General features: G+C 42.5%; 14 protein-coding genes. 8 read left to right on the top strand and 6 right to left on the bottom strand.

Annotation, left to right across the window (positions count from 1 at the left end; translation table 11 throughout):
- Positions 1 to 55 precede the first annotated feature (55 nt).
- The 3 genes from CSV69_RS17185 (at position 56) to CSV69_RS12835 (ending at position 2,157) form a co-directional block, all read left to right on the top strand.
- Complete coding sequence (locus CSV69_RS17185; RefSeq protein WP_233192394.1) at positions 56 to 196, top strand: hypothetical protein; 141 nt, start codon at positions 56 to 58, stop codon at positions 194 to 196.
- Between the two features lie 312 nt (positions 197 to 508).
- A complete protein-coding gene (locus CSV69_RS12840) occupies positions 509 to 1,327 on the top strand; it encodes a choline kinase family protein (RefSeq protein WP_099693620.1) in 819 nt (272 codons plus the stop codon).
- Between the two features lie 122 nt (positions 1,328 to 1,449).
- Complete coding sequence (locus CSV69_RS12835) at positions 1,450 to 2,157, top strand: gamma-glutamyl-gamma-aminobutyrate hydrolase family protein (protein ID WP_099693619.1); 708 nt, start codon at positions 1,450 to 1,452, stop codon at positions 2,155 to 2,157.
- A gap of 76 nt (positions 2,158 to 2,233) precedes the next feature.
- On the opposite strand, the gene CSV69_RS12830 is transcribed toward CSV69_RS12835, so the two are convergent.
- Positions 2,234 to 2,932 (bottom strand): YjjG family noncanonical pyrimidine nucleotidase, encoded by a 699-nt coding sequence (locus CSV69_RS12830; protein ID WP_099693618.1) that lies wholly within the window; start codon positions 2,930 to 2,932, stop codon positions 2,234 to 2,236.
- A gap of 498 nt (positions 2,933 to 3,430) precedes the next feature.
- On the opposite strand from CSV69_RS12830, the gene CSV69_RS12825 reads away from it, so the two are divergent.
- Positions 3,431 to 5,038, top strand: a complete 1,608-nt coding sequence (locus tag CSV69_RS12825; RefSeq protein WP_158232672.1) for a flagellin N-terminal helical domain-containing protein — start codon at positions 3,431 to 3,433, stop codon at positions 5,036 to 5,038.
- 134 nt (positions 5,039 to 5,172) lie between these two features.
- Positions 5,173 to 5,928, top strand: coding sequence for an IclR family transcriptional regulator (locus tag CSV69_RS12820; RefSeq protein WP_099693616.1), 756 nt, complete (start codon positions 5,173 to 5,175; stop codon positions 5,926 to 5,928).
- Positions 5,929 to 5,971: 43 nt separating this feature from the next.
- Here CSV69_RS12820 and CSV69_RS12815 read toward each other — a convergent pair whose 3' ends face one another.
- Both CSV69_RS12815 and pxpB read right to left on the bottom strand, forming a co-directional pair.
- Positions 5,972 to 6,961 carry a 5-oxoprolinase subunit C family protein gene (locus CSV69_RS12815; protein ID WP_099693615.1) on the bottom strand — a complete coding sequence of 330 codons (990 nt, stop codon included), beginning with the start codon at positions 6,959 to 6,961 and terminating at the stop codon, positions 5,972 to 5,974.
- Positions 6,952 to 7,692 carry a 5-oxoprolinase subunit PxpB gene (gene pxpB, locus CSV69_RS12810; RefSeq protein WP_099693614.1) on the bottom strand — a complete coding sequence of 247 codons (741 nt, stop codon included), beginning with the start codon at positions 7,690 to 7,692 and terminating at the stop codon, positions 6,952 to 6,954. The genes CSV69_RS12815 and pxpB overlap by 10 nt, the downstream gene beginning before the upstream one ends.
- A 286-nt stretch (positions 7,693 to 7,978) precedes the next feature.
- On the opposite strand from pxpB, the gene CSV69_RS12805 reads away from it, so the two are divergent.
- The 3 genes from CSV69_RS12805 to CSV69_RS12795 are packed head-to-tail and all read left to right on the top strand — an operon-like array spanning position 7,979 to position 10,789.
- Complete coding sequence (locus CSV69_RS12805; RefSeq protein WP_099693613.1) at positions 7,979 to 8,755, top strand: LamB/YcsF family protein; 777 nt, start codon at positions 7,979 to 7,981, stop codon at positions 8,753 to 8,755.
- Positions 8,752 to 9,978 carry an NRAMP family divalent metal transporter gene (locus CSV69_RS12800; protein ID WP_085428417.1) on the top strand — a complete coding sequence of 409 codons (1,227 nt, stop codon included), beginning with the start codon at positions 8,752 to 8,754 and terminating at the stop codon, positions 9,976 to 9,978. Before CSV69_RS12805 ends, CSV69_RS12800 begins: the two co-directional genes overlap by 4 nt.
- Before the next feature lie 19 nt (positions 9,979 to 9,997).
- The gene (locus CSV69_RS12795; protein ID WP_099693612.1) at positions 9,998 to 10,789 is read left to right on the top strand and encodes a putative hydro-lyase; all 792 of its coding nucleotides are present in this window, start codon (positions 9,998 to 10,000) and stop codon (positions 10,787 to 10,789) included.
- Between the two features lie 167 nt (positions 10,790 to 10,956).
- On the opposite strand, the gene CSV69_RS12790 is transcribed toward CSV69_RS12795, so the two are convergent.
- The 3 genes from CSV69_RS12790 to CSV69_RS12780 all read right to left on the bottom strand — a co-directional run bounded on the left by CSV69_RS12790 (position 10,957) and on the right by CSV69_RS12780 (position 14,649).
- Complete coding sequence (locus tag CSV69_RS12790) at positions 10,957 to 11,724, bottom strand: 3-hydroxybutyrate dehydrogenase (protein ID WP_099693611.1); 768 nt, start codon at positions 11,722 to 11,724, stop codon at positions 10,957 to 10,959.
- Between the two features lie 21 nt (positions 11,725 to 11,745).
- Positions 11,746 to 13,068, bottom strand: coding sequence for a GntP family permease (locus CSV69_RS12785; RefSeq protein WP_198166284.1), 1,323 nt, complete (start codon positions 13,066 to 13,068; stop codon positions 11,746 to 11,748).
- Positions 13,069 to 13,314: 246 nt separating this feature from the next.
- On the bottom strand, positions 13,315 to 14,649 hold the full coding sequence (locus CSV69_RS12780) for a sigma-54 interaction domain-containing protein (RefSeq protein ID WP_099693610.1): 1,335 nt from the start codon (positions 14,647 to 14,649) through the stop codon (positions 13,315 to 13,317).
- Positions 14,650 to 14,832 lie beyond the last annotated feature (183 nt).

The following is a 14,832-nucleotide window of genomic DNA, read 5'->3' as shown; positions in this document are numbered from 1 at the left end:
CCATCGAAGATTCGGTTCGGTGGCTGTTTTAAGAATAATTTGCGTGGACTTCCCTATGGCAAGGATGGAACAATTTGATGTCAGAAGTGGACCAAAAACATGGCAAGAGTGGAACAATCGCATGGCTGTAGTCACCTTAAGTGGTACTTCTTACGTAAGTAAAATCCATCGTACAATCAATCTCCAAATGAATTAGTAAATACTTGTATACTTTTTGAAGAAAAGCTCTATATGAGGAGTAAGTGATAGTAAGCAATGCGAATCAACACAGGATGCTGTGAAACGAATAGATCAATGCTACATTTTATTCGAACCTGGATTCTAAAAAGTTATAAAGAAGCGTTTATGAACATACAATGTATAAAGTATTTGCATAGCACTTTGTTGAAATTCTCTCTATTCCAATAACTAACTTGATTGTACAATCTGTCCTGATATAATTAATTTCTATTCAGAAATTTAGAAGTAGAACAATAATTACGATAGTACAAAAGTAGAGGTGCAAAAAATGTATCTAATCGAAAATCTAAAATACATCAAAAGACTAGGCGGTCTCACCAACCTAAACTTCCTCGTCGAACACAAAGGACAAAAATACGTCCTACGATTCCCAGCACACGAGTTTGAAGACATAATCAACCGCCAGCATGAAAAAGAAAACCAGCGAATTGCAGCTGAAATTGGGGTAACGGTCGATAATGTGGTATTTACCGATGAAGGGATTAAAATGACGCCGTATTACGACGCGACGGCTAATTTAACACGAGAGTTGATTGTCACGGACGAGTATTTGAAGAAGATCGCAGACGTGTTATCTACGCTTCATTCTTCGAAAAATGAATTTATCAATCGTTTTGATTATTGGGGAGAAGTTGAGAAATATAAAGCTGCGTTAACTGAACTCCCATCACTTTATGTGTTGTTGGAGGAGCGGATGAGGAATTTGATGCAAGGGGAGCGGCAGGAGTATGTGGCGTGTCATATGGATTCGGTGACGGGTAATTTTATTCAGAATGACGCGGGGCAGGTGCTGTTGATCGACTGGGAGTACAGTGCGAATTATTTGCCGGAGTGGGATTTGGCGGCGTTTATTTTGGAACGTGAGTTAAGCGAACAGCAAGAGCAAATGTTGCTCGATCATTACGGTTTGCCAGCTTCTTCGAAAGAGTCGCTTGATCTACAGAAATTGAAATCAGACTTTCTGTGGTCGTTATGGTCGCTCGTTAAAGAAATCGAAGATCCTTCGTTTGAGGAATATACAGCGAAGCGGACAGAGCGCCTGATCGAGGGGTTAGAGCAGTTTTATCGTTTATATCGGAATGAGTAACGCTAGTACTATCTATGTGGCGAACTCATTTGAATAGTGGTGTAAACTCTCCTAATTGGGGTATAAGACGTAGGGTATACATAAGCTTGGCATGACAATACGTAATTAGGAGAGTGGCCTAGATGAAACCATTAATCGGTGTGACATCAGATATAGATCAGAACGGAGATACACTAGTTCAGACTCGATACATACAAGCAGTTCGACGGGCAGGTGGCGTGCCTGTCATATTGCCGGTAGGACTCGAAGCGATTGAAGAAGTTTGCGATCGGTTAGACGGTGTATTGCTAATCGGTGGGGAAGATGTGGATCCTTATTTGTATGGCGAGGAACCGCATCGGCAACTTGGGAAAGTATTGCCTGAGCGTGATGAGTCGGAGCTTGCGCTAATTAAATATATGGCGGATCAGGATAAGCCGATGTTTGGAATTTGTCGAGGGTATCAGTTGATGAATGTGGCGTTTGGTGGAACGATTTATCAGGATGTATATGCTCAGCTATCTGAAGATTTATTGCAGCACCATCAGATTACGGACTTAGACTTTGCTTTTCATTCAATAGATATCGTAGGTGATAGTAAGTTGGCTGAATGGGCAGGGACTTCTGAAGTTCGCGTGAATTCATTGCATCATCAAGCGGTGAAGGAAGTGAAAGCTCCGCTTGTCGTAACAGCGGTTGCGAAGGATGGTGTCATTGAAGCGCTCGAAAGTACTGCGCATCGATTTTTGGTAGGTGTTCAGTGGCATCCTGAAGCAATGGTGAAGCGGAATGATGCTTTGTCGTTGATGTTGTTTGAGAAGTTTATTGAGGCAGCGAGTGAGAAAAGGTAATAGAGTTTTATAGGTGTAGATAGAACAAACCCTCCAATGAAATGTATTGGAGGGTTTTCTTGTGGTTGATATAAAATTAATTGCTTTTTACTGTCTTGCGTTCCAAGCTGAACTCTGACCACGAATGAATTTCATACGTAGGCTGTATTCCCGAGTTATTTTCGTTGTAGTCAGGATTGAACCAGCACGTGTCAATACCCGCGTTAATTCCACCTTGTATATCCGATGTCAGCGAGTCGCCAATCATCAGTACACGGGAAGGGTCCGTGACACCTAGTTTCTTAAATGCATATTCAAAAATCTCAGGCTGGGGCTTCTTATAGCCAGTTTCCTCGGAAGCAATGATCGCCTCGAACGTATTACGTAATGGAGAACCCGCTATACGTGCGTGTTGAGCGAGTGTGAAGCCGTTTGTTAAGATAGCTAATCGGTAATCAGACAGCTGTGAAATCATCTTTTCGACACCGTCGATCAAATGTGATTCATAGCCTAGATTTTCGATGTATAACTCACCGAAACGAGTAGCGTTTAGTTGTAGTTCATGATGTGCAAATAACCGACGGAAACGCTCCACTTTTAATTCCTCAAGTGAGATGCGTCCTTGTTCGAGATCGTCCCAGATGACTGAGCTGATCGCGCGGTAAGTATCACGGTACGCTTCTAATCCATTGGGTAGGCCGAATGTAGCAAATGTATTGCCGAGTGCGTGCTTTTCCGTTTCGGCAAAGTCGAATAATGTATCGTCTAAATCGAATAATAGTAAATCGTATGACATGTAGAAGGACTCCTTTTTGTGCAATTACTGATAGTATAACACGGGAAATCAGGTGAAGGGGGGATATATTACTAATAACGACTGAATATAAAGACTTACTAATTTATTAGTTGGAAACTGCGGAACGAAGCTGGAATACTAGAGAATGTGACGGATGATATATGAATTCTTGATTTATATATAAGTGTTATTCGTATCTATGATGAAGTATTTCACAGTAGATAAATTGTTTCCCCATTATTTTCCCAACTTATTTTATCATTATCATTTTACGTAAGTATTTTAGAATTGAAAGTTGCTATCATTCTTTGAAGATGATCTCGAAAGAAAACCCTTAAATAAAAATGTTATTTTATTCATTATATGTGATACTATTAGATTACTAAATAGGACATGCCATTTTAGCTATTGAACTATTAATTGGGGTATTAAAATTATTTAACATTGACCTATATATTTTGGGGTTGTCTAAAAAATCATTTGGTGGAGCTGAATATATTGATTATAAATCATAATTTATCTGCAATTAATACATACAGAAACCAACAGCAAAACAATATAGGAGTAGCTAATTCTATCAATAAATTATCTTCAGGACTAAGGATCAATCAAGCGGGGGACGATTCTGCAGGGTTAGCTATTTCTGAAAAGATGAGGGGACAAATTAGAGGACTGGAGCAAGCTAAACAAAATATCGAAAACGGAATTTCATTAGTTCAGGTTGCAGAGTCAGGTTTAGGAGAAATAGCTAACCCAAATCTAATTCGTTTACGAGAATTAACCATTCAAGCAGCAAATGATACTTTGACATATGATGATAGAGTTCTTATACAAAATGAAATGAATGAGGTTGTAAAGGGAATTGATCAGATAGCAAACAATACAGAGTTTAATACTATTCCCTTGTTGAATGGCGCTAGTTTTAGTTCTACTAATATTACACCAAGTACGCCAAGTTATAACTTTGAAAATGTCTTAAAGGAAAACGCAATCAGTGCCAATGGTTCATTTATGTTTGGAACCCAAAATGGCTATCCCACTACAGCTGCAGATAATAATCAGACTTTAGTATTCGGAAATGGTGGGACTTCTAAACCGTCAGTCCGAATTGGTAATGCTAGTTTTCCTTTAATAGCCTCATCCACAAATACAACTCAAACTACTATAATTGATGGGTATCTAACTACAAAATACGTTATCAATAATGATGTGGAAGTAACGCAATCTGTAAAAGTTGTTAAAGATAAATATGAAATAAAATACGAAATAAAAAATTTAGGTGGTGATAATAAGGATGTAGGTTTTCAGTTTCATCTTGATACAATGTTAGGAGAAGATGATCGTGCTCCGTTTATTGTAAATAAAGTGAAAGTGGAAACTAAAACAGTTTATGAAGGTACTGATATTCCTAATGAGTTCATTGTCTATAATCAATCTACCGGAAGTCATGTAAACGCTGAATTTCAAGCTGGCGGAAAAGTTAAGGGAGAAGGGATTTTGCTTGAACCAGATAAAATGGCCATTGGAAATTACATCAGTGTGAATTCATGGGATGTTAAAACAGATAAAGAAGATGTAGGAGATAGTGGGTATAGTCTAATATGGAATACTAGAGAATTGACAGCGGGCGCATCTTTTGTTGTCAATACATTTTACGGTCAATCTATTCCACCTACAATCGATAATCCGGTTGATACTTTTGGTAAACAAGCTTCAGATCTTTTAATTCAGGTAGGACCTAATACAGGACAAAACTTGAAGTTACAATTATCTGATGTTAGAACTAACAAATTAGGAATAGCTAATCTAAATGTACTATCACATGAAAATGCCAATGCTTCATTAGCTAAGATTGATAAAGCAATGGAAACTGTAACTTCTGAGAGAACTAAATTTGGAGCATATCAAAATGCTTTAGAGCATATTGGAAAGAATGTATCCAACTATCAAGAAAACTTAACTGCCTCTGAATCAAGAATCAGAGACCTAGATATGGCAAGTGAAATAACCAAGTTATCTAACAATCAAATCATCTTACAAGCCTCACAAGCAATGATGTCGCAAGCAAATCAAGTTACGCAAGGCGTCTTGCAATTATTAAAGTGAGTCCATTTAAACGTACCATTCATAAGAAGCGGTACCATCTAGGCAACAATTCACTTCAATGCTATACTCAACCATACAAGTTTTTATACAAACTATAACAATTGAAGTGAATTATCCACTAGAAAGGAGCCCACATGAGCACAAACAACAAAACAGTAGTCCGTTCCCTAGACATACTCAACCTATTCGTCGATCACCCAGCCCTCACATTCCAAGAAATCATCGACCTATCGGGCATTCCGAAATCCTCCGTTTACCGCATGCTGTCTTCACTCGAAGAAATGAGATTCTTAGAGAAAGGCGCAGATTCACAATATCGTCTCGGGTTGTTGCTACTCAAATACGGTAGCCTCGTTTCGAAGCGGTTGGATATCCGGAAGATTGCGTATCCGATTATGGAAGAGCTTCACAATGACGTGAAGGAAGCGATCAACTTGATTGTGAGGCAAGGGGATCAGGCGATTTACGTGGAGAAGATTGATACATATCAGAAGGTTCGTTTATATACTGCGGTTGGCAGAAGCAGTCCGCTTTACGCGGGAGCATGTTCGCGGATTATTTTATCGAATCTTTCGGATAGCTATATTGCGGAGTATTTGGATAAGACGGAGTTGCAGCAGTTTGCGAATGGTACGTTTACGGATCGGGAATCATTGCTTGTGTCTATCGAAGAGACTCGCCGCAATGGCTATACGCTCAGTAATTCGGAGCTTGAGAATTTCACTTCGGCTGTGGCGGCACCGATCTATGATTTTAGTGGTGAAGTGATCGCGGGGATCAGTATCGCGGGGATTGAAGCGAATTATCAAGAAGAGAATTTGAAGACGTTGGTTCCTAAAGTGAAAGAAGCCGCCTCAGAAATATCTAGGCAGCTTGGGTATATTGGATAAAGTAGACCTTTGTGTTTCAGTGATGCTGAAGCACAAAGGTTTTTTAGTAGTGTAGTTTATGCTGAATGCCGATTTTGATTTGATTGATCAATTCTTCTTTCGCGATCAGTTCGCACTCGGCTTCTGCATGTGTAATGAGTTTGAAATAAAGTTTCGCATTCGGTTTCACTTGCGACAAGCTGCCTAAGTCAGCAGTGATCACTTGGCCAATTTTCGGATAGCCGCCAGCGGTTTGTCTGTCCGCCATTAAAATAATCGGCTTGCCGTTAGGAGGGAGTTGAATCGTTCCGAACGTTACACCTTCCGATAGCATTTCAATTTTCTCTCTTAACGAAAGAGCCTGACCTTCAAGTCGTAATCCCATTCGGTTGGATTGCGGCGTCACGACATACGGTTCATGTACAAGTAGTTGTTTACTCGCTTCATCGAAGTGCTTATACTCCGTCCCTTCAATGATCCGAACGGTTTGCGTAGATTCTAGGCTAATTAACGGATGATGCGGTACAGCCCAGTCTGGCGTACCTTCACGTTCAATCAACTTAAAAACTTTCTCATTCGATTCCGTCATCTTGCCGAATGAAAGCTGATCATTTTGTTGCAACGCACGCCCTTTAAAACCGCCAATGCCCGCCACCATATACGTACTTTTGCTATCCATCACGACCGGTATATCAAGCCCTCCCGCAATCGCCAAATACGCGCGGCATCCTTCAATCGCAAAGCCAAATTTAAGCACAGCCCCTTTTTTGACTAGAACCGGCCGCCAATTCGCAACCGGTATACCGTCAATTGTCGTTTGAAGATCGCCGCCCGTAATCGCAATTAACGTATCTTCCTCAAACTGCAGCTTCGTTCCGAACAACGTAATCTCCAAAACACCTTCACGTTCCGCATTCCCTACAAGCAAGTTTGCAATCCGCATTGAATAGCTATCCATGGCACCGCTTACAAGAACGCCAAACTTTTGTGAGCCGGTGCGGCCGATATCTTGTACGGTAGTTAAAAGTCCTGCATTCAATACGTTTACTGACATGTCTTCACCTTCTTTTGTTCATCATATTCTTCTTGCGTCATCGGACAAAACTTGATTTTATCGCCCGACTGCAACAAGGAAGGAGGAGACATATCCGGCATGAATAGATCAGTTGGAGTACGCCCGATAATTTGCCAGCCGCCCGGCGTTTCGAGTGGATAGACCCCTGTTTGTTTACCCGCAATGCCGACAGAGCCAGGAGGAATCGATGTCCGTGGTGTTAATTTTCTTGGTGTCGCAATGCGTTCATCAAGCCCACCGAGAAATGGAAATCCAGGTGCAAAACCGATCATATAAACGAGATATTCAGGTGTCGTATGAATTTCAATGACTTCTTCAATAGTCATGCCGTGAGTTTCTGCGACAATATGCAAATCAGGGCCAAATTCGCCACCGTAAAGCACAGGAATCTCGACTAATCTCCCTTCCGTAACAGGAAGTTCGGATATTTGGGCAGCTAGTGTCTGTATATAATCGGTTACTTTTTCAAGAGGAGTCCCGTCTAGTTGAAATCCGTTCTTTGATTGATGGACAAGATACGGAGAGTAGTACACCGCCAAACTATTATAGGCAGGAACCGACTCGATGAAGCCGTCAAACGGATATTCTTCTAAAAGATACGAGAGATTTTTCACTTGCTGGTGGATGGAAGGATGGATGCCTTCACCCAGTTGTATAATGATGGCGGAATCGCCGAGTACTTTTATATCGAGAGATTTTGGAACAGTCATCGTAACATCTCCTTCAAATTCCGAAATTCGAAACTGTCATTCTGAAAAATGAATCGTAGTTCTATTATAGATTCCTAAAGAGAAAATACAAGCCTATATTTCATTTAATAAAAATACTCACCATATTTCGACAATGGTCTATTCAACACAATAATTTTATGATAGACTAAGTTTCAAGTTCAAAACCGAAGTTTCGGATTTCGGAACTGAATAGTTTGCAAACGCTTACTTATCGTAGGTAACTTGAGTGTGCTTTCTGTTTTTAAAAACAAAGGAGGTCATGAACATGGCGAAAGTAGATTTGAATAGTGATCTAGGAGAAAGTTTCGGTCGCTATACATTAGGAGAACAAAAGGAAATATTGAAATATGTAACATCCGCGAACGTAGCGTGTGGATTCCACGCAGGAGATCCTTCCGTGATGCGTGAAACTGTACAACTCGCGATCGATAATGGCGTACGAATCGGGGCACATCCTGGATTGCCGGATTTAGTCGGATTCGGACGTAGAGATATGGATATCACGCCGCAAGAAGCGTATGACATGGTCGTCTATCAAATTGGTGCACTGCAAGCGTTTCTCGCTGTACATAACGAACCGATGCAGCATGTGAAACCGCATGGCGCGCTGTATCAAATGGCGTCAAGAGATCAGGGGATTGCACAAGCTATCGCGCAGGCAGTGTACGATGTGTCACCGTCCCTTGTGTTATTTGCGCTTGCCGATAGTGAGTTATCCAAAGCAGGGGAAGCGATTGGACTCGTAACCGCACATGAAGTGTTTGCTGATCGTACGTATCAATCAAACGGTATGTTGACGTCGCGTTCACAGGGCGATGCGATGATTACCGATCAAGAGAAGTCTGCGGAGCAAGTGATCCGAATGGTGAAAGAAGGCAAAGTCCGTTCGCAGCAACAGACCGATGTCGCTTTACGTGCGGATACGATCTGCATTCATGGAGATGGTGAGCACGCAGTGGAGTTTGCGAAGTATATTACAGACCGGCTGAACGATGAAGAAATTACGGTGACGGCTATTTCCACTAAGGAGGACTCTCTATGAATAAGGAGAAGCTAGGACTTACTCATGAGCAGGAGCAGAAAAAAGTAACCCGTGGCGTCTTACTTGGTGCAGCTTTCTTAATGGCTACGTCATCTGTCGGACCGGGATTCTTAACGCAAACAACTGTATTTACTGAGCAACTCGCAGCAAGTTTTGGTTTCGTTATTTTAATTTCATTAATATTAGACGTCTTCGCTCAAATGAATATTTGGCGTGTCATTGCAGTTTCGGGTCTACGTGGACAAGAAATTGCCAATAAAGTGTTACCAGGTTTAGGTTTCGTACTAGCCTTCCTCATCGTAGCAGGCGGTCTTGCGTTTAATATCGGGAACGTCGCAGGTGCAGGACTCGGACTGAACGCGATGATTGGAATCGATCCGATCATGGGCGCGATCATCAGTGCGGTCTTTGCGATTTTGATATTCATGGTAAAAGAAGCAGGTAAAGTGATGGACAAAGTTGTTGCTGTTGCCGGTGTGTTGATGATTATTTTAGTTGTATTTGTCGCGTTTAAAACATCTCCACCAGTTGGAGAGGCAATCATCAGAACGTTTAATCCTTCTGAAATTAGCTTCTTCGCAATCGTTACATTAGTCGGCGGTACAGTGGGCGGATACATCACATTTGCAGGTGGACACCGTTTGCTAGATGCCGGAGTTAAAGGAATTGAATCGGTTCCATACGTCACAAAGAGTTCCGTTACAGGAATTGTCGTCACGGGCATTATCCGCGTCGCATTATTCCTAGCCGTGCTTGGTGTCGTTTCACAAGGATTGCAAATCGATCCAGACAATCCACCAGCTTCTGTGTTCCAGCTCGGAGCAGGGGAACTTGGGTTGAGATTATTCGGTGTCATCATGTGGGTAGCTGCGATTACATCTGTCGTAGGGGCGGCGTATACATCGGTTTCGTTTATTCGTTCATTCCACCCATTCATCGAAAAGTATCATAACTGGATTATCATTTTATTCATCATCGTATCGACTTCGACTTTCGCATTCGTAGGAAAGCCCGTCACGATTCTTTTATTAGTAGGGGCATTGAATGCATTGATCTTGCCACTAGCACTAGGTACTTTACTCGTTGCGGCTTATAAGAAGACGATTGTCGGAGAGTACAAGCATCCGTTGTGGCTCACAATTGGCGGCGCAATCGTCGTTGTCGTGATGGGTGTATTAGGTGTTATGACGTTAATCGAGCAGATTCCATTGCTGTTTGACTAATTCTTGAGGAGGTCATGTATTGAAAAATTATAGCACTATGAGGCCACAAGAAATTCGGACACTCATTCGCGAGCAACAAATCACAGGTCAGACTTCAGGTATGGCAAAAGGATTCACACAGGCTAATCTAGTCATATTGAAACAAGAACACGCTCTCGATTTCCTGTTGTTCTGTCAGCGAAATCCGAAGTCTTGTCCGCTACTGGATGTGACAGGACCAGGTTCCTATCGTCCGGCTAAAATGGCAGAAGGCGCAGACCTTCGCAGTGAAGTACCGAGCTATCGCATCTACAAAGATGGCGTGTTGACTGAAGAAGTACACGATATTACAGATTACTGGGAAGACGACATGGTCGGCTTTTTAATCGGATGCAGCTTCACATTCGAAGCCCCGCTACTCGCTGGCGGCATTCCGATTCGACATATCGAAGAAAATCGCAACGTGCCGATGTACAAGACCAATATTCCTTGTACACCGGCCGGCATTTTCGAAGGACCTACTGTCGTCAGCATGCGACCGATGAAAGCCGCAGACGCCATTCGCGCCATTCAAATCACTACTCGTTATCCTGATGTACACGGTGCACCGATTCATTTAGGTGATCCGAGCTTGATTGGAATTAAGGATATTTCCGCACCTGATTTCGGCGATAGCGTGACAATCAACGAAGATGAAATCCCCGTATTCTGGGCGTGTGGGGTTACACCTCAAGCCGTAGCAATGGAAAGTAAACCGTCTATCATGATTACGCACTCTCCAGGTTGTATGTTTATTAGTGATATGAAAGATTCAGAGTTAAGTGTTATGTAATATCGTTTGAAGACAATAAAAAGTTCTCAACTCGACAAGTAGTCGGTTTGAGAACTTTTTTTAATTTAGTAATTGAACTAAAGTAGTGAAGGGATACTCAGTTGATTGTAGTGGAAGCCGTGCCCGCGGAACGCGTCCGTCTGGAACGGAAATCAACGGTTTTTAGGTTACTGAACCGTATACCCACCATCCAGCACAACAGCCTGCCCAGTAATCCCTTTCGCACTCTCACCCGAAAGATACAACGCTAAATCCGCCACTTCCTTCACATCCAATAAACGCTTCTGCGGCACCAAAGGATAAATAACATCCTCCAAAACAGACTCCAACGGCACACCACGAACTTCAGCTAAGTCCTCAAACTGATTGCGCACAAGCGGAGTGTCCACATACCCAGGACAGATCGCGTTCACTGTAATGCCGTCAGCTGCCGTCTCCAGCGCAGCGACTTTCGTCAAACCAATCACACCATGCTTCGAAGAATTGTACGCCGCTTTACCCGCAAACCCAACCAATCCGTTGATCGATGCCATATTCAAAATACGGCCGAATTGCTGTTTCTTCATATGCGGCAATACGAGCTTCGTTGCGATGAACGGAGCCGTTAGCATCACTTTCACCATCAACTCGAACTTTGCCGTTGGGAAATCTTCTAGATTCGAGACATGCTGCAGTCCTGCGTTGTTAATGAGAATATCAATTCTGCCAAATTGAGAAATCGCTTCATCAATGACTGCTTGAATATCTTCTTCTTTCGTAACGTCACATTTTAAGCCGATCGCGCTGCCACCTAACGTGACAGCCGCTTCTTTTACTTTTTCTTCATTCAAATCCGTCAACACGACGATTGCGCCCGCATCTGAGAAGGCTTTGGATACTTCGAAACCTATACCTTGCGCTGCGCCTGTGATGAGCAATACTTTATCTTTTACCATACTACTTTCCTCCTTGAACGATTAAATACCGAAACCTAGTGAGAATAGGACGATCGCGATGACGACACCTATGGTCGGCACAATGACGGTGACTGCTGCCATGGCGCCATATGCTGCACGATGCGTTTCGCCTGCAATAGACTGGATCGTCGTGACGACATAGCCATTATGTGGCAATGAATCGAGAGCACCGGATGAAATCGCCACCACGCGGTGAAGGGCTTCCGGATCGACACCCATATCCATATAATGAGGTGCGAGTAGCGGGAGAGCGATAGCCTGACCGCCTGAAGCGGAACCTGTCATACCTGCGATCACGGATACCGCAATGGCTGCACCGATTAATGGTGATCCTGGGATATTCGTCATGATAGCTACTGCGTCCTGGAATGCGGGGACTGCTTTCGCTACGCCACCGAATCCAACTACTGCTGCCGTGTTTCCGATTGCGACCATTGCGCCAAGTGTACCCGCTGAAATGGCTGCTCCGTAGTTCTGTGAATATTTTCTACCTACGAAGTACGTAGAGATGATTCCGCCGAGTAACGCTAGGATTAAAGCGGATTGTGCTAGTTTATCATGGAATAGGAATGAAATGATTAATACAATAGCCAATGGAATCATAGAAAGGAATGGATTTGGCAATGAACGTGTCGTATCAAATGTAGGATCGGATGAACGATCCACGAAACGTTCGCCTTTATTGACTGCCTTCGTAATGATTCGTTTCAGCCACCAGTAACCGAACAGTGCCATGAACAATGCCACCACGAGACTGACTTCCCATCCAGCGTATGCATTCGTTCCTAAGAACTCAATCGGAATCCAGTTCTGAATTTCAGGGGATCCCGCGGATGTCATCGTAAACGTCACCGATCCAAGTCCGAGTGTCGCTGGAATGAAACGTCTCGGTAGATCTGCTTGCTTGAATAATGAAATAGCCATCGGATACACGGAAAATGCTACTACGAACAAGCTCACTCCGCCATACGTTAGAATCGCACACGCCATAACAATCGCAAGGACCGCGAATTTCATGCCGAGCTTTTCAACGAACCATTTCGCCACAGCATCTGCTGCTCCGCTGTCTTCCATTACTTTACCGAAGATCGCACCGAGTAGGAACATCAAGTACCAAGACATGATGAAACTCGTGAATCCAGTCATATAACTCGTGACGAAGTTGTCTTCGCCTTCACCTGCTAATTGAGGAAATAACGTCATGCCGCTCATTAATGCTACAAATAATGCCGAAATCGGTCCAGCGATTAATATGTTGACTCCTCTCATCGTCAACACAATGAGTAAAGCCAAACCTCCAATAAGCCCAATCATCCCTAATATACCCATCCGTCTACCTCCATATAATAGAATATTTTTGTAACGTACTAGTAAAGATTTGTCTAAAATGTTACAAGTGAAGCGCTTTCATTTATTAAAGCAGAAAATAAAAGAACATGCAAACCGCTTAAGTACAGGGTTTGCATGTTCTTTACACATAAAATTTCCGAGAAAGCGGAATATTTCTAATAGAATGATAGGTTTTAAGTTCGAAATTCAGGAATTCTTTCCGGAAAACCGGAAAATAGTTCAAATATCATATTTTTTTAATTTCTCGTAAAACGTGGATTTGCTAATTCCAAGTATAAGTGCGGCTTCTTTTTTATTTGGAAATTGAGCTAATGTATCGAGTAAAATGGTTCGCTCGACTTCTTCGAGTGATTCAGCAAGCGTCCGGGAACTAGGGGCGTACTGAACCTTTCGCTGTTTGACTTGTGGTGGCAAGGCATCGGGTGTGATCACGTCTCCGCTCGTTAAATAAACCGCAGCTTGAATCACGTTTTGCAATTCTCGTATATTGCCTGGCCAGTGGTACGTGTTCAAATACGTAAAGGTCTCTTTCGAAAACTCCATACTTCTTTTGCCGGTTTGACCGATCGTCTTATGGAATATGAAGCTAATGATTTCCGCAAAGTCTTCCATGCGCTCTCGTAGTGGCGGTACGTTCAATGTAATGGCTTGTATGCGATAGTACAGATCGGTGCGGAATTGATTGGCTTCGATAAGTTCCGTTAATGGTTGGCTACTTGAAGCAATCACTCGTACATTGACCGATTCCACTTGATGAGAGTTCGGTGATTCTACGACCCCGTCATTCAATAATCGAAGTAACTTCACTTGAACAGGTAAGGGGAGGCTGCCGATATCATCTAAAAACAATGTACCTTTATCCGCTAGCTGAATACGTCCTTTTCGTCCGCTACGATCTCCTTTTCCGAACAGTTCGGTTTCCAATAAATTGGGCGGGATGGCTGCACAGTTGACCGTAATCAACGGATGATCTGACCGGTTGGATAATTGATGGATGCTGTGCGCGAATAATGTTTTGCCTGTACCGCTTTCCCCTTGAATTAAAACGGGCAAGTCACTCGGAGCAATCATATGAATCGTATCTTTAATGGACAGAATAGCAGCAGAAGACCCTTTGATATCGGTCATTTGATACGTGCTTTCTTCCATAGCAGGAGCACCCATATTGATTTTCTCCAACGTTTGTTTAACATGTGAACTTAGATGATGCCAGTCATGAAGGTCACGGAATACGACGCTTCCGAATGCGCCGACCACTTTATTGTCTACTCGAATGGGAATACGATTTGCCAGCATATACGTTCCTTTAATGTAATGAGGGGACGCAATATGTTCTTCTCCAGTCTTCACCACTTCGTGCATACGCGTATTTTCGATCACTTCATTAACAGGGCGACCGATCGTATCTTTCTGTTCGATATGAAGAAACTTGCAATAATCTTGGTTCATATACAGAATCCGTGCGTCCTGGTCCACCACGACGAACCATTGAAACGCATTTTCTAATATTTGATTCAATACATATTCCGGAAGATTCGTTATTAAGCGATCCATTGTGATTCACCTTCTTGTCCGTAAGTTTTATTTAAATATAGGTTAGGTTAATAAACTCCTAAATAAATACATAAAATCAATATGTTCTACAATGTTTCCTAATTATCTACAATAAAATCAGAATAATGGAAAACGACAGTAGACGGAAACATCATAGTACTATATACTAGTCGTTAAGACAGG

Origin of the sequence: Sporosarcina sp. P26b, from assembly GCF_002743245.1 — a bacterium.
Lineage (GTDB): Bacteria > Bacillota > Bacilli > Bacillales_A > Planococcaceae > Sporosarcina > Sporosarcina ureae_C.
This window is presented reverse-complemented; position numbering and strand designations above follow the sequence as displayed.